This window comes from Pseudomonas gorinensis (assembly GCF_042015035.1).
Lineage (GTDB): Bacteria > Pseudomonadota > Gammaproteobacteria > Pseudomonadales > Pseudomonadaceae > Aquipseudomonas > Aquipseudomonas gorinensis.
The window spans coordinates 3,176,519-3,201,551 of sequence record NZ_CP167125.1 but is presented as its reverse complement, the minus strand read 5'-3'; the positions used below and the strand labels follow the sequence as shown (position 1 = coordinate 3,201,551).

The 25,033-nt window shown below is 58.8% G+C and carries 23 protein-coding genes and 1 pseudogene; 10 read left to right on the top strand and 14 right to left on the bottom strand.

Features of this window, described 5'->3' with window-relative positions; all coding sequences use genetic code 11:
* Window positions 1-20: 20 nt before the first annotated feature.
* The 3 genes from AB7933_RS14695 to AB7933_RS14685 form a co-directional block, all read right to left on the bottom strand.
* Window positions 21-1,337 (bottom strand): OprD family outer membrane porin, encoded by a 1,317-nt coding sequence (locus tag AB7933_RS14695; RefSeq protein ID WP_024074984.1) that lies wholly within the window; start codon window positions 1,335-1,337, stop codon window positions 21-23.
* A gap of 229 nt (window positions 1,338-1,566) precedes the next feature.
* Window positions 1,567-2,112 (bottom strand): putative natural product biosynthesis protein, encoded by a 546-nt coding sequence (locus AB7933_RS14690; RefSeq protein ID WP_305453216.1) that lies wholly within the window; start codon window positions 2,110-2,112, stop codon window positions 1,567-1,569.
* A 62-nt stretch (window positions 2,113-2,174) separates the two neighbouring features.
* Window positions 2,175-2,558, bottom strand: coding sequence for a DUF2946 domain-containing protein (locus AB7933_RS14685; RefSeq protein ID WP_024074982.1), 384 nt, complete (start codon window positions 2,556-2,558; stop codon window positions 2,175-2,177).
* Between the two features lie 181 nt (window positions 2,559-2,739).
* On the opposite strand from AB7933_RS14685, the gene AB7933_RS14680 reads away from it, so the two are divergent.
* Together AB7933_RS14680 and AB7933_RS14675 are read left to right on the top strand one after the other, a co-directional pair.
* The gene (locus tag AB7933_RS14680; RefSeq protein WP_024074981.1) at window positions 2,740-3,345 is read left to right on the top strand and encodes an SCO family protein; all 606 of its coding nucleotides are present in this window, start codon (window positions 2,740-2,742) and stop codon (window positions 3,343-3,345) included.
* Entirely contained in the window at window positions 3,345-3,812 is a 468-nt protein-coding gene (locus AB7933_RS14675; RefSeq protein ID WP_024074980.1) for a copper chaperone PCu(A)C, read from the top strand. The genes AB7933_RS14680 and AB7933_RS14675 overlap by 1 nt, the downstream gene beginning before the upstream one ends.
* Window positions 3,813-3,836: 24 nt before the next feature.
* Here the strand turns inward: AB7933_RS14675 and AB7933_RS14670 are convergent, their stop codons facing one another.
* The 5 genes from AB7933_RS14670 to AB7933_RS14650 form a co-directional block, all read right to left on the bottom strand.
* The gene (locus tag AB7933_RS14670; RefSeq protein WP_143036968.1) at window positions 3,837-4,763 is read right to left on the bottom strand and encodes an iron dicitrate transport regulator FecR; all 927 of its coding nucleotides are present in this window, start codon (window positions 4,761-4,763) and stop codon (window positions 3,837-3,839) included.
* On the bottom strand, window positions 4,732-6,627 hold the full coding sequence (locus AB7933_RS14665; RefSeq protein WP_024074978.1) for a filamentous hemagglutinin N-terminal domain-containing protein: 1,896 nt from the start codon (window positions 6,625-6,627) through the stop codon (window positions 4,732-4,734). Before AB7933_RS14665 ends, AB7933_RS14670 begins: the two co-directional genes overlap by 32 nt.
* 7 nt (window positions 6,628-6,634) lie before the next feature.
* Window positions 6,635-8,218 (bottom strand): ShlB/FhaC/HecB family hemolysin secretion/activation protein, encoded by a 1,584-nt coding sequence (locus AB7933_RS14660; protein WP_024074977.1) that lies wholly within the window; start codon window positions 8,216-8,218, stop codon window positions 6,635-6,637.
* A 140-nt stretch (window positions 8,219-8,358) separates the two neighbouring features.
* Entirely contained in the window at window positions 8,359-8,688 is a 330-nt protein-coding gene (locus AB7933_RS14655) for a DHCW motif cupin fold protein (protein WP_024074976.1), read from the bottom strand.
* Window positions 8,689-8,881: 193 nt separating this feature from the next.
* Entirely contained in the window at window positions 8,882-9,316 is a 435-nt protein-coding gene (locus tag AB7933_RS14650) for a GNAT family N-acetyltransferase (protein ID WP_024074975.1), read from the bottom strand.
* A gap of 276 nt (window positions 9,317-9,592) precedes the next feature.
* Here AB7933_RS14650 and AB7933_RS14645 point away from each other — a divergent pair, with 276 nt between their 5' ends.
* From AB7933_RS14645 to AB7933_RS14630, 4 genes are all read left to right on the top strand, one after another.
* Window positions 9,593-10,429, top strand: a complete 837-nt coding sequence (locus AB7933_RS14645) for an AraC family transcriptional regulator (protein WP_024074974.1) — start codon at window positions 9,593-9,595, stop codon at window positions 10,427-10,429.
* Window positions 10,430-10,537: 108 nt separating this feature from the next.
* Window positions 10,538-11,131: a LysE family translocator gene (locus AB7933_RS14640; RefSeq protein WP_024074973.1), complete on the top strand. Its 594-nt coding sequence runs from the start codon at window positions 10,538-10,540 to the stop codon at window positions 11,129-11,131.
* 180 nt (window positions 11,132-11,311) lie between these two features.
* Window positions 11,312-12,283 (top strand): LysR family transcriptional regulator, encoded by a 972-nt coding sequence (locus AB7933_RS14635; protein ID WP_024074972.1) that lies wholly within the window; start codon window positions 11,312-11,314, stop codon window positions 12,281-12,283.
* 175 nt (window positions 12,284-12,458) lie between these two features.
* A complete protein-coding gene (locus AB7933_RS14630; RefSeq protein ID WP_041161174.1) occupies window positions 12,459-13,322 on the top strand; it encodes an NmrA family NAD(P)-binding protein in 864 nt (287 codons plus the stop codon).
* Window positions 13,323-13,350: 28 nt separating this feature from the next.
* Here AB7933_RS14630 and AB7933_RS14625 read toward each other — a convergent pair whose 3' ends face one another.
* Window positions 13,351-14,301, bottom strand: coding sequence for a LysR family transcriptional regulator (locus tag AB7933_RS14625; RefSeq protein WP_024074970.1), 951 nt, complete (start codon window positions 14,299-14,301; stop codon window positions 13,351-13,353).
* 98 nt (window positions 14,302-14,399) lie between these two features.
* On the opposite strand from AB7933_RS14625, the gene AB7933_RS14620 reads away from it, so the two are divergent.
* Window positions 14,400-15,614 (top strand): MFS transporter, encoded by a 1,215-nt coding sequence (locus AB7933_RS14620; protein ID WP_024074969.1) that lies wholly within the window; start codon window positions 14,400-14,402, stop codon window positions 15,612-15,614.
* A gap of 239 nt (window positions 15,615-15,853) precedes the next feature.
* Here AB7933_RS14620 and AB7933_RS14615 read toward each other — a convergent pair whose 3' ends face one another.
* Window positions 15,854-16,567 carry a class I SAM-dependent methyltransferase gene (locus AB7933_RS14615; protein WP_024074968.1) on the bottom strand — a complete coding sequence of 238 codons (714 nt, stop codon included), beginning with the start codon at window positions 16,565-16,567 and terminating at the stop codon, window positions 15,854-15,856.
* Between the two features lie 266 nt (window positions 16,568-16,833).
* Between AB7933_RS14615 and AB7933_RS14610 the strand changes: the two are divergent.
* Window positions 16,834-17,144, top strand: a pseudogene (locus AB7933_RS14610) (DUF3363 domain-containing protein); the annotation flags it as partial.
* On the opposite strand, the gene AB7933_RS14605 reads toward AB7933_RS14610, so the two are convergent.
* From AB7933_RS14605 to AB7933_RS14590, 4 genes are all read right to left on the bottom strand, one after another.
* Window positions 17,118-17,519 (bottom strand): hypothetical protein, encoded by a 402-nt coding sequence (locus AB7933_RS14605; RefSeq protein ID WP_024074966.1) that lies wholly within the window; start codon window positions 17,517-17,519, stop codon window positions 17,118-17,120. The pseudogene AB7933_RS14610 and the gene AB7933_RS14605 sit on opposite strands and share 27 nt — an antisense overlap.
* The gene (locus AB7933_RS14600) at window positions 17,506-17,919 is read right to left on the bottom strand and encodes a hypothetical protein (protein WP_041161173.1); all 414 of its coding nucleotides are present in this window, start codon (window positions 17,917-17,919) and stop codon (window positions 17,506-17,508) included. Before AB7933_RS14600 ends, AB7933_RS14605 begins: the two co-directional genes overlap by 14 nt.
* 117 nt (window positions 17,920-18,036) lie before the next feature.
* Window positions 18,037-20,349: a TonB-dependent siderophore receptor gene (locus AB7933_RS14595; RefSeq protein ID WP_024074964.1), complete on the bottom strand. Its 2,313-nt coding sequence runs from the start codon at window positions 20,347-20,349 to the stop codon at window positions 18,037-18,039.
* 307 nt (window positions 20,350-20,656) lie between these two features.
* On the bottom strand, window positions 20,657-21,508 hold the full coding sequence (locus AB7933_RS14590) for an AraC family transcriptional regulator (protein ID WP_024074962.1): 852 nt from the start codon (window positions 21,506-21,508) through the stop codon (window positions 20,657-20,659).
* A gap of 482 nt (window positions 21,509-21,990) precedes the next feature.
* Here AB7933_RS14590 and AB7933_RS14585 point away from each other — a divergent pair, with 482 nt between their 5' ends.
* Both AB7933_RS14585 and AB7933_RS14580 read left to right on the top strand, forming a co-directional pair.
* Entirely contained in the window at window positions 21,991-22,722 is a 732-nt protein-coding gene (locus AB7933_RS14585; protein WP_024074961.1) for a hypothetical protein, read from the top strand.
* Between the two features lie 350 nt (window positions 22,723-23,072).
* A complete protein-coding gene (locus tag AB7933_RS14580; RefSeq protein ID WP_024074960.1) occupies window positions 23,073-24,608 on the top strand; it encodes a diguanylate cyclase in 1,536 nt (511 codons plus the stop codon).
* Window positions 24,609-25,033 lie beyond the last annotated feature (425 nt).

The window sequence follows — 25,033 nt, the reverse complement described above, 5'->3', positions numbered from 1 at the left end:
CGCCTGCGTGCCGCCCCCGCCTACATCAGCGGGATGCTGTAGCTGACGATCAGGCGCGTCTCATCCTTGTCGGGTGTGTCATTGCCGCGCAATACCGCGCTGCGCCAGGTCAGGCCCAGGCCTTTGAACGTCCCCACGGGGATCACGTAGTCGACGCGCAAATCGCGCTCCCACTCACTGTTGTCGCGACGCGCCGCGCGGATGTTGCTGCCGTGGATATAGGTCACGCTCGACTTCAGCCCCGGAATGCCCAGGCCGGTAAAGTCGTAGGTGTAGTTGCCCACCGTGGCCTGTTCGCCGGCATTGACGAACTTCAGCGACTGGGCGTTGGTGATCAGGTACAGCGAACGGCCCTGGCCCTGGTTGATGTGGGGAAAATCACTTTCGCCAGTGGTCTTTTGATAGCCCAGGCCCACGGAGTGCCCGTGCAAGCCATAGGTCAACATTGCGCTCCACAGGCGGTTGTCGACCTTGCCGGAATTGACGCCCGCCCCGTAGTACCCCGAACTGACATAGCCTTCGCCACGCCCGGCGGCGCTGGCATTCTTGCCGTCGGCCGTGCTGTAGAAATAGCGCAGGTCGGTCTTGAGCTGCCCCACCGGCAACTGCCAGTTATGGATCAGGCCCAGGAAGTGCTGCTGGTAAAAGTTCTCCAGGCTGGCGTAGTAGTACTGCACTTGCAGTTGTTTGCTGACGGCGTAATCCGCCCCGCCGTAGTAGAACTGGTTGCTGAACTTGCCCTTGGCCGGGTCATTGGCCCCGGCGATGGACATGCCCTGGCCGTTGCTGGAGTTGCGGTCCAGCACCTGCTCCATTTTACCGGCGACCAGGTTGAAGTCCTTGAGGTCCTTGGAGTCGACCTGATAGCCACGGAAGGTCTGCGGCAACAGCCGGCCGTCTTCGGTCGTCAGCACGGGCAACTTGGGCAGCAGCGTGCCGGCCTTGAACTGGGTCTGTGAGATACGCATCTTGCCGGTGGCGCCGGTCTTGCTGAAGTCGTTGGCGGCCTTGCCATCGGACAGTGGGAATACGCTGCCGGGGGTGTTGTCTTCACCGGCCTTGCCGGCGCGGCCCGAGGCATCCAGGCGCAGGCCGTACATGGCTTGCAGGTCAAGGCCCAAGCCTACTGGCCCGTCGGTAAAACCGGACTGGTAGTTGAACATGAACGCCTGGCCCCACTCCTTATCGGAGGGCGCCTTGGCGTTACGGGTGTCCTGGTTGTAATAGAAGTTGCGCAGGTCGAGGGTGGCTTTGCTGTCATCGATAAAACCCGATGCAGCAGCCTGTTGCGCCGCGCCGAGGGAAACGGCGAGCGCCAGGCAAGTGGTGTGTTTCATGAAGGCTCCTGGAAGTCATTGAGGCAACCCCGTCACAGCCCAACCCTGTTCTTTGTCGCTCGGGCGGTGCTGCATCCAACGGGTGCGCGCACGGTATAGCGTTGGGCGGCGGGGAAATAGCCGCTAAAACCGTCAATCACTTTTTCCGTTTACGTAACAATCCAACCCTCCCGCATTGATCGAGCCCCCGCCTGAAGCCAGTGGCGCCCTGGCAGGCCGGGCCCGCTCCTCAGGGCACCGGCAACCACGCGCTGAAACCCTTCGGCGACATCAGCGGGCACCAGGCAAAGTCCCACGGCAGGGGCGCCAGCGCGGGCGCTTCGCAGCCGGCGTGCGCGGAGCCTTTGCAGTCGAACACGCGCACGCCTTGCCAGCCCAGGACCACGCCCTGGGCCTGGCTGTCATCCGTGTTGATCCAGCATGCCGCAGCCGCCGCCATGAAGGTTTCGATGGGTTCTTCATCAATCTGCCCGCGGTACGCCGAACCCAGCAGCCAGCGGCAGACATTCAGGTGCCACGTCCAGTCCTGGGGAGGCTGGTTGTGATACGCCCAGGTCATGAAGCTGCGAAACAGGTTCAGCCCCTCCGGCGGGTCGAGCTTGAGCAGCGCCGGGCAGATGTCGAACACGGTGTGCCAATACGGCAACAGGCGTGCATCCAGGTGCACGAAACAGCGGGCATTGCTTGGGTATTCAGGCCGCAAGGGTTCAGAACGCAGGCGACGCGATGCCTTGCTGACCAGGCGGCTGGCGCCTGCAGGCAGGTGATGATTCATGAAACGCACTCACAGTCGTGACGATCGAACGCCCCCTGTTCACAGGAGGCCCAAGGCATACGTCAGAAGGCGGGAGAGGCGCGGGGGTTGGCCGAGGGCCAGGAATAACGCGGCGGCGCCTTGTTGCGCCGCTCATGGGCCGGGCGCGGGGCTTGCCCGAGGCCCAGCAGCCAGGCGAGGCCGATCAGGAACACCAGGGCGACGGTGACAGCGTTGCACACCGGGCAGGCAAAGTAGTTCGAGATGTTGCTGGAAGACGGCGCGCCCAGCCCTTTGTCGGAAAGTGGCGCCGGTTTGCCGTCCACCCCACAGAACGCGCCACCGATCCCATTGAGCTGCTGGCCCATCATCTGGCCATGGCCCAAACCGCACGCGAACAGGTTCATCAGCACGCAGAAGTACAGGGTCCAGACAATCAGGGAACGGTCGGGGCGGCTCAATTTCATGGCGGCGACTCTACCACCAGCGCCGCAAAAGGATGAAGCGCGGCATGCCCCTGTGGCAGAACGTCGCAGATTACGCGGGCTGGCCAGGGTTGGTAGACTTGGCGCCCTCCTCGTTTACTCCTATTCAAAGCCTGCCGAGTTGACTTAGCGCAATGCGGGCGTTTCACAGGATGCACCGTTGATGAGTACGTTATTCACCCGCCGCAAGGTCCTGACCGGCATGGGCCTGTTGGGTCTGGGCCTGCTGGCCGGTTGTGACAACAGCCCCAAGTTGAACTTCAAATACGGCAAGGACTTGAGCGACAAGATCATGGGCCGCACCTTCAAGCTCAAGAACACCGAGGGCGACACCGTCACCCTCAGTTCCTACCGTGGCCTGATGCCGGTGGTGTTCTTCGGTTTCACCCAGTGCCCGGCCGTGTGCCCGACCACCCTCGCCCGCGCCGCCCAGGCCAAGAAGCTGATGGGCCGCGACGGCGAGATCATGCAGGTGATCTTCATCACCCTCGACCCGGAACGCGACACGCCCGAGATTCTCGACAAATACGTCAAGGCCTTCGACCCCAGCTTCGAAGCGCTCTACGGCACCCCGGAAGAAATCGCCGTGGCCGCCAAGGAGTTCGGGATTTTTTATGAAAAGATCCCGGCCGGCGACACCTACACCCTGTCCCACACGGCCACCAGTTTCGTGTTCGACACCCGTGGCAACCTGCGCCTGGGCCTGCAGGCATCCCTTACCGCTAAAGAGTGCGCAGAAGACCTGCTCACCGTCATGGAGGTCTGCTAATGACTGCCGTTCAACACCTCAAGCGCTTCACCTTTGGCCTGACCCTGCTGGGCCTCGCCGCCCACGCCAGCGCCCAGGTGCAAGTCGCCGATGCCTGGGTACGCGCCACCGTGCCGGGCCAACCGTCCAGCGGCGCGTTCATGACCGTGACCGCCGACAGCGACAGCAAGCTGCTCAGCGTGGCCTCGCCGGTGGCCAAGGACGTGCAGATCCATGAGATGAGCATGAAGGACGACGTGATGCGCATGGGCCCGGTGGACTCGGTGGCCCTGCCGGCGGGCCAGGCGGTCAAGCTCGACCCGGACGGTTACCACGTGATGCTGATGGGCCTGACCGGGCAGATCAAGGAAGGCGACCAGGTGCCGCTGACCTTGACGGTGCAGAATGCCAAGGGCGAGAAGCAGACCGTCGAGGTCCAGGCCAAGGCGCGTGGGCTGGATGGCATGGACCATAGCAAGATGCATTGATGGGTTCAGCGGGGTCCATCCGGCTTAGCGCACCTCGCAATCAACGTCATTCGATTTGCTGGCGCTGGCCGTGGAGCCCTGCGGCCCCATGGATTGGCTGAATACGGGCGGTGGGTTGAACGCAATGCCGGGGTTCTTCGGCAACACCGCAGGAGGTTCCCTAACGCTCGACGTGAATCCGAACTGGCCAGCCTTGAAACCCTGCGTACCGCCCCCGTTAGTTAAGTTGATCTGACCGTCGAGCACGTGCACGTATAAACCGGGTGGCAGCACTGACGTAGCCTTTTGCACCACTGCCGCAAGCGATGCCTTTCCTTGCGCCGCCCATGACTCGACCGATGCCAGCACATTGGCCAGGCGATAAACATAGCGCGCCGAAACCGCAGCGACGACGGCGCTGTAAGAGTCGTCAGCGTGTCCGGCCGACGCGGCCAACCCCATGGCCAGGCTTTTCACCCGCGACGAAGCTCGCGTCGCCACCCCTGCCGTCGGCTGGTAATACACCTCCACGCTGGCCGATTGCAGGTCGATACGGCCTCGGGGCGTCATCAACGTCGAGCGATCCTGGCTGCGTTTGCCCAACAACCCGCCATCCGAGCGCAACCCGCCGTGTTTCAGGGTAAACACCGCCGCATCGGCGCCAGGCACATTCACGTCGTAGGCAAACGCGTCCACGCTGAGCACGGTACCCGGTTGCAGGGTCAACAGGCTGTCATCGCGCAGGCGCACTTGCGCATAGCCCTTGCCCTGGGTCGACAAGGTATCGCCGACTTCCACCAACGACTGCTCACCCAGTACGCGCAGGCTGCCGTCGAGCTTCTTGACGAACAACGGCCCGCTCAGATGCGTCACCACACCGGCCTGCGGGGCGGCCTGAACCCAGGTCGCTGCACTCAGCAGCGCCAGCAACAGCCACGCGTTAATTGCAGTACACCTTTTTAACGGGTTCATGTTTATTGCCCTGATCAGTGGAAGCGTCTGTATTGCCTTCCGCCTTGTTAGCGGGTAGCGAGGGGCCCCGGCTTTTTTCAGCCGGAATACCGGAGGAGACAGTATCCATAACGCTGGAGGACGACCGGTTCACGGTCTTGATGACCTCATTCGTTGCCATTTGCACCGGGTTGTTCGGCTCTCTCGCCGTGGGTGGCGACAGCACCTGGCACAACGCCGAGTTCGGCGCCAACGTACAAATATCGGCGCTGGGCGGCACTGTGACAGGCTTCGGGGGCTCGACAGGCGGCCGGTCGACGTCAGTGATCGTCAAGCGCCCGCCAGCGGTGGGCACGCCCTCGGTAAACACCCGCCCGCTGCCGCTGGCCGTGCCGGCGCCGTCATGGTTGGCGGCCAGGGTGATATCTCCGCTGAACCGGATCAGCGAATTGACATGAATGTCGTTACCCGCCTGCGCCGTGAGGCCGACACCGCTGTTGGTGTTGTTGACCCCCGTGTAGAACGTGATGTCGTGGGTGGCTTGCAACAACACATTGGAGGTCGCGTTGGACAGCAGGTCGGCATCGATTTCACTGTCGGCGCCCGGTGCATTGGCGAAAGCCGACACATCGCCCAGTGAAGCCGAAGGGCCGGACAGGAACGAGGTAACCAGGATATTCGCCGGGTCCAGCTGCCAGAAGCCCGCCGTGCCGAGGGCCGCACGTGTGTCGACCCGCGCGCCGGCCACATCCAGGAAATGCCCGGACGTCTCGACAAGGCCGCCGTTGCCCGAGGCCGCGCCGCCGCGAGCCGACAGCGTGCCATAGACCCGCGTCGTGTCATTGCCCCATACGATGATCTTGCCGCCATCGCCGCTGGCCAGGGCGTCGGCGGAAATCCGCGCGTCCTGGCTCACATAACTGTGTTTGGCGTTCAGGATGGCCGGGTTCTTGCCTTGGTAGTCACCGCCAATCAGCACACGGCCACCGCCGCGCTGGCCGCTGGCATCGATGCGCGCATTGCCCATCACACCGACCTGCTCGCCCAGCACGTGTATGTCACCACCACCCCCGACGCCCGTGGCGGTGGTGCTGCTACCGGCTTCGAGCAAGGTGGTACGGCTGGACTTGAGCACCACCTTGCCGTTGGCGCCGACCACGGCACTGTTGGCGTTCAGCGTGCCGCGCTGGTTGACCAGTGCACCGTAGATACCGATGGTGCCGCCTTGGGCAATCACGGTGCCCAGGTTCAGCGCCTGGTCCTTATCCGCCGACACCACCACGTGCATGCCCGGATTAGTGGAGTCCACCAACTGCACCGAGTGCCCCGCCGCCAGCACCGTCTCGCCCTGGGGCGTGGTGATGATGCCGGTGTTGTTCACATCCGGCGCGATCAGGTACACCTGGCCCCCCGACGGCGTGGTAATCGCGCCCTGGTTGCTGACCTGGCCAGCCGGCCCGTCAGCGGAGAAACGCCGGTTGCCCGAGAGGAAGTCCGCGTTGGAAATCGCCAGGCTCGACGCCACCAGGCCGCCGACATCGATCTGCGCCCCGGCACCGAACACGATGCCGTTGGGGTTGATCAGAAACACCCGCCCGTTGGACTGCAAGGTACCGAGGATCACGCTGGGGTCCTGGCCGGTGATACGGTTGAGCACGCTGCTGTTGCTGCTCTGTTGTACAAACCGCACCAGCTCGCCCTGGGCGATGGAGAAGCTCGACCAGTTGATGATTGCATTGGGGCTGTTGGTGACGGTCAGGGTGTTGCCATCCTGGGTAAACGTCACCTGGCCGTTGACGATCACCGGGTTGACCGGGGCCGCCATCGCACTGGTGGCCATCGCCATCGCCAGGGACAGCGCCATCAAGGTAGGTTTGATTGTCATGGCACCCTCAAAAGGCCAGGCTGAGACGGACGTGCAGGCGATCATCGCCGCGCTGGGTATCACTGGCTTCGGCGTGCAAGGCATGGCCGTAATCCATTTGCAGATTGAGGTTGCGTCGGTAGATCAGGCGCACACCCAGGCCTGCGCTGCTCAGGCTGATGTGTTCGAACTCACCGGGCAGCGCGTTGTTACGCGTCAGGTAGCCGGCGTCGTAGAACGCCAGGGCGCGGCACTGCCAACTGCCCCCCAGGCACAACGGCGGCGTGTAGGCTTCGAGGTTGCCGACCACACCCGAGTCGTTGCTCACCTCGCGCTCACGGAAGCCACGCACCGACGCCGCGCCGCCGGCGCCAAATTGCTCGCCGGGCACCAGGGCATCCTTGGTGTACTGGCCGTTCAACGCCGCGCGCAACTGCCAGGCGGCCGGCAGGATCTGCGTGAGGCTCGTGGCAAAGCGCAATGCCGTGTAGTCATCCCGTGCATGGGCACGCGCCAGGTCGAAATCACTCTGTTGGCCCTTGGACCCGCCGGGGATGTTGTGCAACAGCGACAGGCCGATATTCGCGTCGCCATCCAGGCGCACCCAGGTGCCTTGGTAACCCAGGCTGAGGGGGTGCACGGTGATGTCATTGCCCAGTTGCACATCGAACAGCTCCAGGCTGCTTTTATAGGCCTTGTAGTCGATGCCATAGACCAGCTTGGATTGGTAATTACCCACCGTCGCCAGGTTGTGGTTGTAGCGCGTGCCGAAGATCGTGCCGCGGCCGCTGACGGCCAGGTCGAAGATGCCCGCCGTCACCGTACCGCTGTCGACATCCGAGTAACTGGTGAAAAAGTCCAGGGAGTCGCCCAGCGCATACAGCGGCAGGTGGTAGCCCAGGCCGTAGACACTGACACGCTCGGGCTTCTCCACGGTGGTGGTGTATTGCAGGCTCATCACCTGGTCGCGCCCGAACATATTGGCGTTCTGCAACACGGCACCGACGTAGGTGCGCCCGGTTTCCTTGGAGCCACTGTTGTCCAGGTTCAGCGCAGCGCTCCATGGCGACTCATCGCTGACTTGCACGTCGGCGTCCACCGTATCGGCGGCCGCGCCAGTCTTGAGCTTCATCACGGTCTGCTTGGCCGGGTTTTCGTTGGCCAGCTTGAGGCTCTTGGACACCGCCGCCAGGTCAGGCGAGGAGCCCTCTTGCAGCGCCGACAGCGACTGGCGCACGTTGGCCGTGCTGAAATGCTGGTTGCCGGCGACCGTCACCTGGCCAATCCGCACTTGCACCACGTCCAGCACCACCACACCACCGTTCAACTCCTGCTCAGGCAGGTCGATGCGCACCAGTGGATAGCCTTGTCGGTGGAAGACGTCTTCAAGCGCCTCCTGGGCCTTGGCCACATCGCTGAAATCGCGCTGGGCCCCCACGAACGGCGCCACACTCTGCGCCAGTGCGTCGGCGGGCAGCAGCGTATTACCGCGCACCTCAAAGCGGGTGATATCGAAGCGTGGCGACAACGGCTCGCTATCAGCGGCCACTGCGAACGAGGTGCACACCGCGAATGAGGCGGGCACCAGCAACAGCATGAAACGGTCAATCATGGGTTGGCCCTTAGGCAGCGTGAGGTTTAAACGTCTTACGCTGCGTTAAGTGCCAGCAGGGGGTGGGCCCCGGCGCAGAGTGTAGCCACTACATTGCCACTGCGATAGAGAGTCCCCATGTTTTCGAGGGATTTGCAGGCTTAATCCACAATAAACAGCTTGGCCCCAGTGGCGGTGGATGAACGATGCCCTTCCATGTCATTGCCCACCTGGTAACTCATCCCGGCCGTCAGCGTGAACTGGCGGCCGTCTTCCAACGCCGTGTGCAACTCGCCTTCGAGGCACAGCAGCACATGCCCGCGCCAGCACCAGTGATCGGCCAGGTAGCCGGGGCTGTATTCGACCCAGCGCACGCGGGTGGTGCCGAAGTGGCGGGTGCGCCATACCGCATTGCCGGTAACACCGGGGTGAAGTTCGGGTTCGACAGTGGACCAGTCGGTGGTGCCAAACGGGACAGCAGTGAGTTCCATGGTGGGCTCGGTCGTCAGTTAACGTGGCTCGACCCTATCCAACTGACACCCGGCGCGATAGACACAGATCGCGGGCTTTTGTGGGATACAGGTGCGGGTACTTGTCATCCCGCCGCGCCGGTTTGCTTGGATGCACGCCAACTGCAACCCCGATGGCGAGTGGTAGACCGCCTGGTCCTGCCCCCACGTAACTTCATGCATTTTCATTGCCCGACCGGGTGAATGAGTAACGGTCGATATCGGTACGTAATTGCCAGCCCTGGCCTTGCCAATACTGGGCCGCAGGGGTGTTGGTCTTGAATACATCCAGGTGGCATTTGTGGATGCCCAGTGCCTCCAGTGCGTTGAGGCAGCGCTGGGTCAACGCCTGCGCGATGCCCTGGCGTCGATAGGCCGGCAGCACCAGCAGATGTTGCAGGTAACCGCGACGCCCATCATGGCCGCACATCACACAGCCGATCAACCGGCCTTCGCGTTCAGCGACAAAGCTCAGCCCGGGGTTGCGCGCCAGATAGCGCTCGGTGGCCTCGCGGGAGTCGGCCTCACGCAGGGAGATGCCGGGCGTGTCTTGCATCAACGCAAGGACGGCGGCGTAGTCGGAGGGCGTCATGGTGCGGATGGTGTGCATGGTGCGAAACCTTTTGGGATTGGGCGTGCTCATGATGGCGACAGGTGAGATAGGACGCTACCGGCTCGAATAAACCATTTCGAGCGGATACCGCCCTCCCCGGACAACAATACCGATGGCCGGGCACGGTGCTGAAAGGTCGGCTTTCGGCCTTTTCAGCTCAGGCAGTCATGGCTCAGCATCAACCCGCACAAATCTTCTAAACGTCCTGTTCAAAAGCACGGTAATTTAGTCGCCCGCACAGTTCAACGCTGAACCCTACATCTGGAGTCTTCCGTGGATAAACGCAACTGGATTGAGCTGTCCCAGGATGCCGATACCGGGATTGAATCGATTCGTGCCCATTTTCAGGGGCATGCCTACGATCCGCACTGGCATGACAGTTTTCTGGTGGGGGTCACCGAACAAGGGGTGCAGCAGTTCAATTGCCGACGCGTGCGCCATCTTAGTACGCCGGGCAAGGTATTCATGCTGGAGCCGGGGGAAATCCACGATGGGCATGCGCCGACCGAGGAAGGGTTTACCTATTCCATGCTCTACCTTGATCCGCACTGGCTTGAACGGGAGTTGCATGGGTTGTTCGAGCACGCGCCAGCCAACAGTCAACCGGGCTTTGCCGACACCCTGAGCCAGGAGCCGGGCTTGGCCACTGCCGTTTATCAAGCCTTCCACGTGCTCCATGAGGGTGACTTGCGCATCGTGCGCCAGAGCGCCATCGATACCTTGTTGGGATCGCTCACTTGCCACCTTGATTGGCGCAAGCGGCGGGCCTTCGACCCGCGTCTGCCGTTGGTGGCCCAGGTCGCGCGTGACTATCTGCATGCCCATGTCTACGAGGACATTGGGCTGGATGATCTGGCTCAAGCCTGTGGGGTTGATCGCTTTCGCCTGACGCGGGCCTTCAAGGCAGCCTTTGGGCTGGCGCCTCATGCTTATCTGATCCAGCTGCGTCTGGCCAAGGCGCGGCAGCTGCTGGCGCGGGGCGAGTCGCCGGCGCAGGTGGCCAGTGCGCTCGGATTCTCCGATCAAAGCCATATGGGGCGCTGGTTCCGCCGTGCCTACCAGCTCACGCCAGCGGACTACCGTAAGCGCTGCTCAAACCTTCCAGACTGAATCCAGCCGACCCGCGACCATGGGCTCCTATCTGATCAAGGAGTCCATGCCATGTCTTTTCCGCTGTTCTTTTCTGCGTCTTCGATGCGTCCTCAGGGAGCCTGAGCCATGGAGTCGCTGCTGCCTTTCCTGCTGTTTGCGTTCGTGGCCTCGATCACCCCGGGGCCAACCAATATTCTGGTGCTGAGCCACAGTTCGCGGTGGGGGCTGGGCGCTACGCTGCCGATCATTTTTGGCGCATGCGTGGCGGCGGCGCTGATTGTGTTTGCAGTCGGGCTTGGCGTGGGCGAGACGCTGCTGCGGTTTCCCCGCGTGCAACAGACGATGGCCTGGGCCGGGGTGCTCTGGTTGAGTTGGCTGGCCTGGCAGATCTTTCAAAGCGCGCCGCCGTCCCTGAACCCGCCCCCGCGCGACGAGGGCCTGAGCGTGTTCGGTGCCGCCACCCTGCAATTGCTCAACCCCAAAGTCTGGATGATGGCGGTGGCGGTGACGAGCGTGTTTGCCGGTGGCGGCGACAAGACCATGCGGCTGCTGGTGTTGTCGCTGGTGTTTCTGTCGGTATCCTTGCCGTGCATGACCCTGTGGGCATTGCTCGGCGTAGGCAGTGCTCGGTTTTTTGGTTCACCACAGGCGTTCAAACGCGTGAACTATGCACTGGCTTTTTTGCTGCTGGTGTCGGCCTGGTTGACGGTGCTGGTGTAGGTCCAGAAATGGGGACGGATCTGTTTTCTCTCCTTGGCTGCCTTCTCGGGAGTTGCCGAACAATCATCGCCTGGCAACCCTCCTGAAGGTACAAAACGTTTGGAGCGGGTAGAGAAAGCGCTGTATTGACAGAATGCCCACACAGCCAGATATTTGATGACTTTTGAGCACCAATAAATCATGAGTTTCGACGGTCGCATGCTCGCTAACATCAGTGTTCTGGCTGCCATCGTGCATAGCGGCAGCTTTGCGCGGGCTGCCGAAGCTTTAGGCATGTCGCCCTCAGGGGTCAGCCGTGCGGTGACTCGCCTGGAATCGAGTATTGGCATTCGCTTGTTTGACCGGACGACGCGCTCAGTCACCCTGACAGATGAAGGTCGGCAGCTCTACGCGCAAATCAGCCCCCTGCTGGCTGGCATTGGTGATGCCGTCACGCTCGCGACCGGCGCATCCACGGCGGTGCAAGGGCGTTTGCGGGTCAATGTCGATGCATTCTTTGCAGGCCGAATGCTCGCGCCTCACATCGACAAGTTTTTGCAGCGCCATCCTAACCTTGAACTCGAACTCACCGTCCGCGATCAGCTCGGCGACCTGGTCGCCGAAGGTTTCGATATCGCGGTGCGGTTCGGTCAGCCACCTTCATCATCGTTGGTGGCCCGCAGGCTGCTCGACACGCGAACGGTCACCGTGGCCTCCCCTGACTACCTCAAGCGACGTGGCCGCCCAAATACACCTGGCGATCTGGCAGGACACTCATGTATCCAGATGAAAAGCGCCATGACGGGCCTGCCATTGGATTGGGAGTATGGGTCTGCAGGCGAGAAGATCACCCTGCGTACCAGCGGCCGCTTGCTGGTGAATGAGTCCAGCACACTTATCGCGGCCTGCGTTGGCGGTGCAGGCGTGGCGCGGGTCAAGGCCAGTGGGGTCAAGGACCTGCTGGCCGACAACAGCCTGGTTGAGATACTTCAAGATTGGCAGGGGGAGAGCTTTCACCTGTACGCGCTCTACCCCTCTCGCCACCTGCCTCCTGCAAAGGTCAGCGCATTCATCGATTTCGTGACAGAGGTATTGGATCTGTCCGAACCTGCGGCGCACAGCTATCGGGCTCGTTCTACAGCCCGAGTCAAGGTGGTTACAGACGTCGGTTGAGAATACGACGGCGAGCCCGCCAATTCATGACTTAAGGTCATCACTCAGTTGACTCGATGGCTATTCTGTCATCATGCAGGCTTCGATAATCTGCCCCCGTCAGATCGCTACTGCACATGGATGTACGTAGATGCAGTGGCGCATCCCCTTCGGACTCATTGATGGCAGGTCAATCATGTACGCAATCACTGGAATCACCGGCAAGGTCGGCGGCGCACTTGCCCATGCTCTGCTGGAAAACAAGCAACCCGTTCGCGCCGTGATGCGCGACGCTCACAAAGCTGAATCGTGGGAAGCGTTCGGTTGCGAGATCGCCATTGCAGAAATGGACGACGCCGCCGCACTGACGCGGGCATTTGAAGGCGCCCAAGGTGTGTTCATCCTGCCACCGTCGGATTTTGATCCCGAACCGCACTTCCCCGAGGCCAAAGCGGTGATTGCGGCAGTGAGCGAGGCCATCGCAACGGCGCAGCCACAGCGAGTCGTCTGTCTTTCGACCATCGGTGCCCAAGCCGTGAACACCAACCTGCTAACCCAACGCACGCTCATGGAACAAGCCCTGAGCAAGCTTGATGTTCCCGTGACGTTCCTGCGCCCTGGTTGGTTCATGGAGAATGCCTTGTGGGACGTGGCCACGGCACGAGATGAGGGGGTGATCCACAGCTTCCTGCAACCACTCGATAAAACAGTGCCCATGATCGCAACAGCGGACGTCGGCCGGACGGCCGCTGCACTCATCCAGCAATCCTGGCACGGCCAGCGCATTGTCGAACTGGAGGGGCAGCACGTGAGCCCTGAAGACATTGCCGCTACATTCAGCCTGATACTGGGCCGTTCTGTTCAAGCTCAGGCAGTGCCGAGAGAGACTTGGGACAACCTCTTTCGCGCACAAGGGATGCAGCACCCGCTGGCTCGAATCCGCATGCTCGATGGTTTCAATGAGGGGTGGATCTCGTTTGAGGGCGGCAATATCGAACGAATTCAGGGCAGTGTTTCGCTAGTTGCCGTGTTGACCCAGCTGGTGAACCTTGGCACTTGACCGTGACACTTATCTGATATGGCGTGGCTTACGACCTCCTGGCATCAGGTGCTTTAAGGTCGAACAACAGCTCATGGGTTGCGCGATCAAAATGCTCGATAAGGAAATCCAGCAATACACGCACGCGGGGAACCCGGTAACGACTGCCGTGTAATAACGCGTAGACGCCGGCCTCTCGGACACAAAAGTCAGGCAACAGGACTTTCAGTCGCCCCGCACGGATATCGTTTGCGGCATCCCAAATGGTCTTACGTGCGATGCCATGCCCAGCCAATGCCCATGCGCGCGCGAGTGCGCCATCATTTGTTTCCCATGCCTGGCTCATGGGTACGGTGTGGTTCCATTCCTGCCCGTCCACCACAAAGTGAAAGGTGTTCAATGGGCCTGCGGAAGTCACCAGCACGATGAACTTGTGGTCAACCAAGTCAGCAGGGGTCTGGGGTTCACCGTAGCGCGCCAGATAGTCAGGCGAAGCGCACAGTACTCGCCAGTTGGGCGCCAACTGCCTGGCGATCATCGAGCTTTCATGGGGCTGTCCAAACCGGATTGCCAGATCGACATCGTCCTGCACCAGGTTCGACACCGAATCCGACAACGTCAGCGCGATGTGCAGTTCTGGGTGCAATGAACTGAATGCCTCAAGCCAGTCATTCAAAAGATTGCGGCCAAAATCGGCAGACGCGGATATCCGTACCTTGCCACGCACCTCTGTTTGACTGGCTTGAAGCCCCGCTTCCGCTTCATCGATAGCCCGCAATGCAACCCAGCACTGTTGCAAATAAAATCGACCTTCTTCCGTGAGGCGCAACTGACGCGTTGTGCGATCAAACAACTTGGTGCGCAGCGCCGCCTCAAGCTTGATAAGACGCGCGCTGGCCGCGGCTGGCGACAGCGCCAGTTTGCGTCCTGCGGCAGACAAGCTGCCGAGTGCCGCCGCCTCGACAAACAAACGCATATCACCCAATCGGTCAGTGGCCATATTCAATTCAAATTTGATAGTTCATCAAATGGTAGGCCAATTATCAAATCAGTGGCAATTCATCACACTCATGCCTCCCCTCCCGTTGAGCACAGGTCATGACCGGCAAATCACACGTTGAAAATGGCTCTTTCACGACATCGGGTAATACCGAATACCTCACTACCGGGCGTCTCCCACTGGCGGCCCTGTTGGCGCTGACAATGGGTAGCTTTATCGCCACCGCCAACGAAACGGTACCAGCAGGACTGTTGCCGCAAATCGCCGAGGCATTTGGTGTGTCGCAAGCGTGGGCCGGCCAGATGGTGACACTCTGCGCCCTGGGCTCAGGGTTGGCGGCTATTCCCTTGACGCTCGCGTTGCAGGGTTGGCGTCGGCGCTGGGTGCTATTACTGGCCGTCGGTGTGTTTTGCGCCTGTAATGCGGTGACTGCCCTTTCGCCCTGGTTTTCATTGACGCTGGCTGCTCGCTTCATGGTGGGTATTGCAACCGGTCTGGCCTGGAGCCTGCTGGCCGGCTACGCCAGACGGTTGGTTATCCCACAACTGCAAGGTCGCGCTATGGCGCTGGCCATGCTCGGCATCCCTTTGGCTCTTGCCCTGGGCGTACCGCTGGGTGCCTGGCTCGGCAAACTGCTGGGATGGCGTTGCGTATTCGGCACACTCTCAGGACTCAGCCTTTTGCTGATGGCCTGGATATATCTGAAAGTGCCTGATTATCCCGGACAACGCTCCGATCAACGCCTGCCGCTACGCAAGGTCTTGCAAACCCCGGGGGTGCGGCCCGTGCTGGCGGTGGTCATGCTCTGGATACTGGCCCATTACACCCTCTATACCTATATTGCTGCGTTCCTGGCTTCTGTTGGATTGGCCGATCAGGTAGATCGGGGCCTCCTTTTATTCGGTATGGCGGCCTTGTTCGGTCTATGGATGATCGGCACGCTGATTGATGGCAGGCTTCGGAGCCTGGTATTGCTCAGCCTGACAGCATTCACCCTGGTTGCGTTTACCCTTGGGTTGGGTGGCCTGCCCGTGAGTCCGATCTATATCAGCATCGTCTTATGGGGGATGAGCTTCGGTGGTGCGCCAACCTTATTGCAAACCGCCTTGGCTGATGTTGCCGGTGACGGCGCGGATATTGCGCAATCAATGCTGGTCACCGTCTTTAACCTGGCGTTTGCAGGCAGTGGTGTGATCGGCGGCGTTCTCTTGGAAACCTGGGGAGCAAGCGCTATTCCCTGGGTAACGTTGGCGTTGCTGCTGCCGGGGCTGCTGATTGTCTCGATAGCCAAGAGGCATGCTTTCAGGCGTTAACTATTGCTGAAGCGTTGAGGATTTACCCAGGTGGGCAGAGATGGCCATTGAGGTTTCATTTGATTTGGCCTCGATGCTCACCTTGGTTTGAGGGCGATCCCTTCAATGAACTCCCGCGCTTACCCTCGTGATGACTGCACGTGAACGGTTTCTGCCGATTAAGGCGGTTAACCATGGGGCGATTTCTGCACGCTGTGAAAGGCTGCCTTCCGGCCAAGAGCTGCCACTCAGCTCGCCGTTCAGACCGTTCTACACGTTAACCAGGCCCCCCAGAAAAGACTGCTGAAAAAACGGGTAGCGTCCCCAAAACCCGCATCATGCAAAAGCTTCTGAACAGCCGCCTCAGAATGTGGAGGGTCAGCGCCTTGAAGAATTTTCCCAAGTTTGACTTTCACTTCATCCGGACTGGCTCCGTGCTGCCGCCAACGTTGCCCCCAGGCGGCGAGGAGCAACGGCTGGTTGGCATAGGCATATTGATTGCCGGCGACAATCAGCGGAGCCCCCGGTTTCAGACGAGCCCGAATGGATCGCAGAATGTCTCCCTTGGCATCATCCCCATCGAGATGATGGAGTACACCGATCAACGTGGCTGCGTCGTAGGACTCATCTGCGACCAAGTCTTCAACGTGCCCAAGGTGCACGTCCGTTCTTTCAAGCATGTTGTTGACGGCTAACTGCTGTTTCGCGGTTTCCAGCATCGATTCAGATGGATCAACGGCGGTGAAGCGCCAGCCTGGCTCAAGCCTGGCCATCGCGATGATCTCCTGCGCCGTACCGCCAGCGCCAACTACCAGTATTTTTGCCGAGCGCCTATTTCCAAGGCTTGCCGCGAGCATGCACGCCACCAGGTCCTGACAGGCGTCATAACCTGCCAGTGCGATACGGCTCTGTCGTCCGTATTCACTAGCCCGAGCATGATCAAACTTTTCAACTGAGTTAATGGGTGATTTCAAGGCGGTTCTCCCTGTCCTTGAATCAACTTAGGTCATAAAGAACGATAATAAAAATTCATTAATTTTATGAGCTACATTCCCACAAGGAATGCCAGCGCGCTCAGGTATCGTCCAAGCGACGGTCAGCCAAGGGGCGGAGCAGTCGTTCGCGACAGGTAACAATCGGCCAAAAGCGGTCATCACGGCCCTACAAAAACTGGAACGACTCGCTGCACCGAACACTGTTCTTAGAAATAGAGAAATTCGAGAGCGGAGAATGGGGCGTGCAGCGGGTGATCCTCGCCCGGAATTTGCCGGGAACTCTGCGCAATCGGGAGCTGGCGCAGCCAGCCAGGGAGATTGCCATCGAAACCGGCCTGGAGCACCGCCCGAAGTCGGATGGGCTGCGCGTGGCCGGCATCTACTGGCGTCGCGTCATGCTCGGCCAGTAGGCGTGGGGTTCTCGCTGGTGTGGTGGAAGCCGGCGATCGGGCAACGGTTAGGGCAGCAGCTCGCCGAGACGGTGCGCGGCAGCAGAGTTTCATCGAAAATCGGACGCCAGCGGGGACCATCAGTGAGATGGCTTTCCATCCTTTGAGAGCAGTTCTCTTGCCATTTCGATTGCCTGCTCACGTGAAGCAGCAAGAAGCAGAGGGTAACCCCAGAACTTGGCAAAAACGACCGCAAATGCCTTGTAACCAAGACGTTTTGCGGAGTGGGTTTCAACCAGGATCATTGCCAGAACCAACTTTCGCAATTCAACCTTGTGCTTTTTCATCCAGAGCGCGGTGCGCTTCTTTTCTTCCGGCGAGTGCTCATGGTCTTCTGCAGGTACGGTATCGGTCAAAAGTACGAAGGGTTCCCCGCGCTGCAAATTGGCCTCGAATTCGTCGAAGTCCTTCTGGTGATCATGTCCGGGTTCTTGCGTAAGGTTCATCCAGACCAATGGGAAGTCAGAACTATTCATCGACATGGCCGTTTCCTTTGCTTTTGATGCAACGCCAGGTGGCCGCAATGGCGAATACACCGGGTAACGTAATGAAGAACGCTGCCGAAAAGGCAACGTGCCAACCGTCGCGCAACCCGTCGGAGATTCCCCCGAGGGTATTCAGGACGACAAGCAGACTGCCGAGGACCAGGGCAACCCCCTGAGCCTTACGCGTTCCGATCAGTGCGAGAAGCACCGTCACGATCCAAGACCCATAGAATGCCGAAAACATCCAAAGCACACCGGGCTCAAAAGTAATCGCCGGTGTCGCTCCGTGCGCTCTCACAAAGTCGTTTACGTAGAAAAATAACTGGAAGGTGACAAAAAGTACGGCACCAGCGGCTGTCGTCAACCAGAACAAGGCCACTTTGTTTGGGTTGTTCATGGCCGGGTCTTGGGCGGGTTGTAGAGTAGATTGAAGGGACATAGGAGCTTTCTCGATAATCAATGGCTGTTGTATGTCTGGGGATTTCTAACGGCTGAAGCGTTCGCCTGCGGTAAATCAATACCTATAGTCCAGCGTCACCATCAAGTTGCGCGGTGCGCCGTAACCTACGGTGTCAAAATCGCCCTTCTGCAACGCGTACTTCTTATCGAACACGTTGTTGACGTTGACTGCCGCGGTGATCTTCTTCGTGATGGCGTAGCGCCCTAAAAGTGATACCAGGGCATATGAACCCTGTTCCCCGCCCAGCGAACTGGTGCCGGTGTTGGGTGCCTGGTAGAAGCGGCTTTGCCATTTGACGCCTGCGCCTAGCGTCAACTTGCTCCACCCTCCGGGCAATTGGTAGGTGCTGAAGAGCTGGGCCGTGGTGCGCGGTATTTGTGAATTCAAGCGGACGCCATTGCCATCTTGCGCAGTGAAATGGGCGATACCCGCATAGATGTTCCAACCACGCGCCATCTCGCCCTGCAAGTCCAACTCGATCCCGCGCGACTTCGTCCCATCCGCGCCTATGTAGGCTTGCGCACCACCTGGTGTATAGGTACCTGCGACCATCTGTGCAGCGTTATCCAGCTCGGTATGGAACAAGGCTACCGACGCATTCAGACGCCCGTCCATGTAGGCGCCTTTAAGGCCGATTTCCTTGGTTTTTCCCTTTGACGGCGTGAGCACGTTGCCCTTGCTGTCGCGATAGTCGGTTTGCGGATTGAATATGCCCGTGTAGCTCACGTAGGCTGAATAGGTCTTGTCGATGTCGTAAACCAAGCCGGCATACGGGGTGAATTCACTGCTCTTCTTGTAGTGCAACGACGAGCCACCGACGACATCGTCGATTTCGTAGTTGCTGAAGCGGCCGCCGACAATGAGTTTCAGAGGCTCGGCCAGCGAGAACCGGGCTGCGCTATAGACACCACTCTGCTTGATTCGAGTGCGGGTCGGTATCGAAGCCATGGCATCGAAGTTGGGGCGGGGATAGGCTGGGCTCAGTTCATAGACATTGACCGGCGTAAAGCCTGGATAAAACGGAGCGATATCCTCCTGGCTGGCGGTGCGGCGCGAACTCGTCGCCCCCACCACCAGGTCATGCTGGCGGCCAAGCAGTTCGAAGGGGCCGCTCGCCATCACGTCGAAGGTGTTTTGACGGCTGCGACCTTCGGACGCCAGTGCCACCGGAAGAGCCCCGTTGGGAAAGGAGCCCAGTCCCGTGGCGCGATCGGGGCGGCCGACCAGGCCGAGCAGTTCGGCATCGAATTCCGTGCGGTATTGATTAGCGACGGCCCGGAGATTCCAGCCGTTGTCAAAGCGGTGCTCGATCTCGGCAAACGCCGTCTTAAGGGTGTTGTCCCAATGGCTCCAGTTCTGCGCGTAGTTTTTGGAGCGTGAATACTCCGCCTGCGTGCCGTCGCTGAACCATAGCGGTAAACCACCCCAGGTCGAGCCCTTCGGCGTGATGTCCTGGTAGTCATAGCCCAGGCTCACCGTCGTATCGGGTGTCAGATCTGCCTCGATGATGCCGTAGAACGCCTTCCTCTGTGGCTTGTACCCATCGATGTACGAGTTTCCTTCCTGGGACGTCCCGACCATGCGGGCGCGGATACGGCCATCCTCGGTCAACGGAGTCGATACGTCGGCCATTTCCCGATGGGTATCCCAGCTCCCCGCTCCAAGCGAGGCGGACGCCGAGAATTCACGGGTCGGTCGTTTGCGCACCAGGTTGATGGCGGCCGAGGGATTGCCGGTGCCGGTCAGCAATCCGGAGCCGCCCCGCACTACCTCGATACGATCATAGAACGAGGTATCGATAGAACCGATGCCGCTTCCATTGACGATGTTGCCGAGGACGGTGGGTATGCCGTCGTACTGGACGTTGTTGATCAAGAAACCACGCGAGTAGAAACTCGTCCGCTCGCTGTCGGACTGGTATGAAGAGACGCCCGTGGTGTTCTCCAGCACGCCCTGAACCGAATTCAATTGCTGGTCGTCCATGCGCTGGCGGGTGATCACCGTCACCGACTGCGGTGTTTCCCGCAGCGACAGCGGCAGGTGCGTCGCCGCCGACGTCTGGCCCGTGGTGTAGGAGCCAGTACCTTCGGTGGTCGCCGTATCCATGGGGCCCGTTATGGTGATGGCCGGCAAGGCTATCTCGTCTTGAGACGTCCCCCCTGCCCTGGTTTGAATCTGCCGTGGCTCGGCGGCAAATGCGCCCTGCGCGCTAATGAGAACTGCCGCCGCAACTGCCGAGCCCAGCACGGTGCGGGGCGCGCTCCTGATTGCGCCCTTGTACGAACCATCCAGATGAGGATGGCCAGCGGGCTCTGCGCGCCTATCAATTGGCCAACGGGACTTCCCAACAGTTGCAATGATGAACATCAACAATACTCATTTGTATTTAGATGTTTCATTTAACAATAGGCACAGAGGGGAGTGATGGCGAAACCAGGCCAGATTGTTATTCAGTTAGGCCAAGCGTGATTTCATTTTGGCGTGCGGATGGTTTTCATTGAAGACCGGGGGTTGCGTGAGCACCTACAGTCGCTGGCATCCGAGGAGGGTTTTGTTCTCGACGAGGAGTTAGCTTTCACCATCACCACGACGTTGCAAAATGTCGGCAACTCCGCAAGGAAGGACCATCGGCGACGGAAGGCGGCCGGTGGTCCCGAGTCAAGAGTCTGATGCATCAGGGAGAGATTTCATTGGGGAGCATGATGCCGGGCACGGAAGCGAGCTCTGCGCCGCCGATGCGATCCGATAGGTATCGTGCCGGAGGTTTGCCCACGGCCTTGCGGAACATGGTTACGAACCCGCTGGCGTTTTCGTACCCCAGCTCTATTGCCACCGTTTGCACGCTTTCACCCTTGGTCAAACGTTGAAGCGCAAGGATCACATGCAGTTGCCGACGCCAGCGCCCAAAGCTCATTCCAATTTCATGCAGCAAAAGACGGCTCATGCTTCGCTCGCTCATACCAATTCGAGTAGCCCAGTCGGCCTTCGACGTCTTGTCCGTGGGGTCGGCCAGCATCATTTCCACGAGGCGGCGTAATCGGGAATCACGCGGCATGGGCAGATGCAAGTCTTCCACGGGGGCCGCCACCAACTCATCGAGCAATGCGGCAATTAACCGGTCTTCTCGCCCCCCCTGCGCATATAACTCAGGAAAACCGGCCACCTTCAGTAGCAACTCACGTAGCAATGGCGATACCGAAATCGTGCAACAGGTTTTCGGAAGGTCCGGTGCTGCGTCTGGCTCAACGAACAGGCAATAGCATTCCGTTTCACCCGCCCCCCGCGCCGCGTGAGGCAAGTCTCCCGGTATCCATATGGCGCACTGCGGCGGCACGATCCAGACACCGTCTTCAATTTCGCAGTTGAGGATGCCGCGTAGGGAATAGATCAGCTGCGCCTTGCGGTGCTGATGCCTCGCATTTTCCCAGTCCTTTGTTACCGATGTGGCACTCAAGGCCACGACGGGACGCGAAATGCTGTCGACGTCCCAAGGCACAGTTAGATCGGTGATCGCAATGCTAGACATGTTGTCTTGTAGAGCCCTAATGGAAGATGTGGATTTGGCCTAAACGGAAAATACTATGACCAACTTGCTCAATCACATCTAGCATTTCTTCCGCTTGGGGGCTTGGCTCCTCTTGGAATATGTTCGCGGGGCCTGAAAGAGTTTCAGCGACAGTGACGGTCTATTGAAGGTGCTTAACCCGTTGCTGCTTTGTCAGTGGGTTGATTTGAGGTTTTTTGCTTGAGGCAGGCGCGCCTATCCTGTGGCGGGTGGCCCTTGAGATGTAAGTTTGGCCATGTGGTCTTCACGATTGAACGAATAAAACAGCCTATCCTGCCCACTCCATAACTCTCCCATCATGCTGCGTACTCTCCCGCTGGCCGATGGGCAGATTTTGTCTCAGACCAATCAGGAGAGCTACTTTTGCAAAAGGACAGTTCAACCTCGGCCTGATGTAAAAAGCAATTCGCCGAGAGAAGTTTCGTGTGCCTTGATTCCCGAATGTGGATGAAGAAGACTCCATCCATTATCTGATGGTCGAACCAACGACCGAAGTTGTCGAAGTGGGATTACGTTTGAGCATGGGGCCGACGATGCAGGGAAAAACGTTCGAAATAGTGCGAATAGATCAAATCCACGAAATTGTTTCGCCAACCGTAGAGTCACTTTTACAGCCGTTAGGGTTCGAAGTTCAGGGCCCGCTGTCCTGGCTGCGTAGCGTCAATGCTCCCATTCGCCAACTCTTTCGCCTTGAGCAGCGCAAAGGCGGCGCGCTGGCGCCGTCATGGGCTCTGTCACTGGACTTCGTTCCCCATCTTTCCGGCAATGAAATCAAATGGCACAGGACGTCAAAATCAGCACGACCTGATCTGACTTTCGATGTGCGAGATCGAGCGTTTGATATCTCATACAGCTACGGACTTGATGTCATAGCAACCAGCGCTCCCAATATCCTCCGGGCTGCCATTCCAAAAGCTGAATCGTTTTGGAACGAGGCTCGTTCGATAGCCGACCTGCCTGGTGCTTTCGAGCGGGTCAAGCAGCATTTGTCGACGGGTGGCCTGGGTTTCTACAACTACATACAACATCCTCTTGCATACGCGTTTGTATTGGCCATGAACGGCAAGCCCGGCACAGCCGAAGAAGAGTTTCAACGCTATTCACAGCGTCTTTCAGAGGCGGCTCGAAAAAAACTCCGCAAGCTATTCATTGATGCAGGCGGTCACCTTGGCTAAGCGAGTACGACTTTTTCAACAGAATCGGCCAAAAGCAGTCGGTCGAGGAGGATACAGAAAAGCCAGTTGCTCAAGCGTGTCGTTCGCCAGCGTGGACCCGCTTAGGCGCTGCGAGCCTAGCTAAAATATGCCCGCCGGCCGAAAACTGCGAAAGGTCGACGAACGTGTCTACAACTGTTCGCAGGCCCATTTTTAACAACTCGAGAGTTGAACCGTTAACGGGTTTGAATCTTTCATATAAGCCCCCTCTTTAGCGCCTAAGTCGTAAAGATATCGACAGACGCGCCGATACTTCAAAAGGATTCTCGGTCACTGCACACTGTTTTGGCGATGAGCAAGGAACACAACACATGTCTATTCGTCAGAACGCACTCAAAGCATCAGACGTGACCCTTTGCGGTATGGTGCTCCTGGCTGGGGTGGCCATTACGTTCTTGGTGCTGATACTGTTCTTAGGATCAGAGCAGCGTACAGTTAGCGTCGCTTTTCAACTTGAAATCGACGAAAGATTCAGTCGACTGCAGCGACGCTTTAATACTCAGGAATTGAAACTGGACGTGGTGAGGCGCTTCTTTGTCAACGCCGACGATGTCACTGAAAAGGAATTTATTGGGTTCGTTACGCCTCTCGTTGGAGAGGACGAAGCCTATAGCTGGGTACCTCGGATTCTTGAGAAGGATCTCCAGGCGTTTCGCGCTAAAGCGCTTCTCAACGGCACCAGTGACTTTTCATATCATGAAATCAATCCCGTCACCGGCGAAAGAGTCCCCCTCACCCGTCGGCCGGAACACTGGATATTGCTCTATTTATTGAAGCGCGATGACGTAACGATCATACCTGGCATGGACGTCATGAGTCGTCCGGGGCGCCAGGCCTTGATGAGCAAGGCACGAGAAACACGTCAAATAGTGGTGTCGGAACCGTTGAAAATGACCAATGGACAGGCGGGAATTTTCTTTGTCGCACCTGTATTCCAGGAGTCCTCTGAGGTTCCATTGAACGATGATGATTTGCAGGGTTTCGTGGTCTCCACCGTACGCCTGGCTTCTTTGATGGAACAAGGGATTCCGTTGCCAAGTCTGCAACGACTGAACGTGACGCTTTCATTAATCGACCCGCAGCATCAAGGGGAAATCATCTATCAGAGTGAGGTCACCGCTGCCCCTTCAGCGCTTTATGCGCAGCGGCTGCTGAAAGTTGCCGACCAAAATTACTTAGTCCAGTTCAGACCCAGCTCAACCTTTCTAGTCGCCAACAGCTACACACTGTCTATCAGCCTGTTTTTTGTGTTCGGAATGGGGTTGACGCTGCTATTGACCTTGATGGTGTACTTACTGATTACGCAGCGCGCCCGTGCGCTCTCGCTGGTTGATGAGCGCACGCGCGACTTGCATTTATTGAACATTACCGATCACCTGACCGGTGTCTACAACCGCCGACACTTCGAAGAGTTGATGGAGCGCCTGCTCGTCGAGGCTATCGCGCAACACCGTCCTCTGTCGCTGATCACGTTTGACGTCGATCACTTCAAACAAATTAACGACCGCTGGGGCCATCAGTGTGGTGATAACGTTCTGAAGTCGTTATGCACACAAATATGTTCAGCTACGCGCAAAACCGATCTGCTGTGCAGAACTGGCGGAGAAGAATTTGCTCTGATTTGCCCGGATACTGAGCTGAACGATACAAGGCTGCTCGCAGAAAAGCTTCGCACCCTGATAAGTACCGTGCCGTTTGAAGATATTGGACAGGTGACTTGTAGCTTCGGTGTTGCAACATGGATTCCATTAGAATCGTTTGACTCCTTCATTCGGCGGGCCGATACCGCGATGTACAGTGCTAAATCAAATGGTAGAGATCAAGTCAAACTTGCAGATATGAATTAGATGGGCTACCCGGATGTCACTGCGCAAAAGCCGAAACTCAGCAGAAAAGGAACGGTGTTGTTTGGTCATCTGACACCTCGATCTGGCGAGCATTCTCGCCTAAATGGGTGTCCGGTTTTATTAGACCACTACCGTCGACGGGTGGCCTGGGTTTCTACAACTACATACAACATCCTCTTGCATACGCGTTTGTATTGGCCATGAACGGCAAGCCCGACACAGCCGAAGAAGAGTTTCAACGCTATTCACAGCGTCCTTCAGAGGCGGCTCGAAAAAAACTCCGCAAGCTATTCATTGATGCAGGCGGTCACCTTGGCTAAGCGAGTACGACTTTTTCAACAGCATCAGCGGACATTCGTCTTCAGCATCTCGACGCCAGAATTAAAATGTTTGCCCGAGCCAAGTGCGACTTCCTCAGGAGTCAT

Bases quoted from the DNA above. Each gene is read 5' to 3' on its own strand.
- AB7933_RS14625 (WP_024074970.1), bottom strand. From the start codon at position 14,301: ATGGCCACTGACCGATTGGGTGATATGCGTTTGTTTGTCGAGGCGGCG.
- AB7933_RS14605 (WP_024074966.1), bottom strand. From the start codon at position 17,519: ATGTCGATGAATAGTTCTGACTTCCCATTGGTCTGGATGAACCTTACG.
- AB7933_RS14595 (WP_024074964.1), bottom strand. From the start codon at position 20,349: ATGTTCATCATTGCAACTGTTGGGAAGTCCCGTTGGCCAATTGATAGG.
- AB7933_RS14600 (WP_041161173.1), bottom strand. From the start codon at position 17,919: ATGAACAACCCAAACAAAGTGGCCTTGTTCTGGTTGACGACAGCCGCT.
- AB7933_RS14620 (WP_024074969.1), top strand. From the start codon at position 14,400: ATGACCGGCAAATCACACGTTGAAAATGGCTCTTTCACGACATCGGGT.
- AB7933_RS14695 (WP_024074984.1), bottom strand. From the start codon at position 1,337: ATGAAACACACCACTTGCCTGGCGCTCGCCGTTTCCCTCGGCGCGGCG.
- AB7933_RS14670 (WP_143036968.1), bottom strand. From the start codon at position 4,763: ATGAACCCGTTAAAAAGGTGTACTGCAATTAACGCGTGGCTGTTGCTG.
- AB7933_RS14675 (WP_024074980.1), top strand. From the start codon at position 3,345: ATGACTGCCGTTCAACACCTCAAGCGCTTCACCTTTGGCCTGACCCTG.
- AB7933_RS14630 (WP_041161174.1), top strand. From the start codon at position 12,459: ATGTACGCAATCACTGGAATCACCGGCAAGGTCGGCGGCGCACTTGCC.
- AB7933_RS14580 (WP_024074960.1), top strand. From the start codon at position 23,073: ATGTCTATTCGTCAGAACGCACTCAAAGCATCAGACGTGACCCTTTGC.
- AB7933_RS14635 (WP_024074972.1), top strand. From the start codon at position 11,312: ATGAGTTTCGACGGTCGCATGCTCGCTAACATCAGTGTTCTGGCTGCC.
- AB7933_RS14655 (WP_024074976.1), bottom strand. From the start codon at position 8,688: ATGGAACTCACTGCTGTCCCGTTTGGCACCACCGACTGGTCCACTGTC.
- AB7933_RS14680 (WP_024074981.1), top strand. From the start codon at position 2,740: ATGAGTACGTTATTCACCCGCCGCAAGGTCCTGACCGGCATGGGCCTG.
- AB7933_RS14640 (WP_024074973.1), top strand. From the start codon at position 10,538: ATGGAGTCGCTGCTGCCTTTCCTGCTGTTTGCGTTCGTGGCCTCGATC.
- AB7933_RS14660 (WP_024074977.1), bottom strand. From the start codon at position 8,218: ATGATTGACCGTTTCATGCTGTTGCTGGTGCCCGCCTCATTCGCGGTG.
- AB7933_RS14685 (WP_024074982.1), bottom strand. From the start codon at position 2,558: ATGAAATTGAGCCGCCCCGACCGTTCCCTGATTGTCTGGACCCTGTAC.
- AB7933_RS14665 (WP_024074978.1), bottom strand. From the start codon at position 6,627: ATGACAATCAAACCTACCTTGATGGCGCTGTCCCTGGCGATGGCGATG.
- AB7933_RS14690 (WP_305453216.1), bottom strand. From the start codon at position 2,112: ATGAATCATCACCTGCCTGCAGGCGCCAGCCGCCTGGTCAGCAAGGCA.
- AB7933_RS14650 (WP_024074975.1), bottom strand. From the start codon at position 9,316: ATGCACACCATCCGCACCATGACGCCCTCCGACTACGCCGCCGTCCTT.
- AB7933_RS14590 (WP_024074962.1), bottom strand. From the start codon at position 21,508: ATGTCTAGCATTGCGATCACCGATCTAACTGTGCCTTGGGACGTCGAC.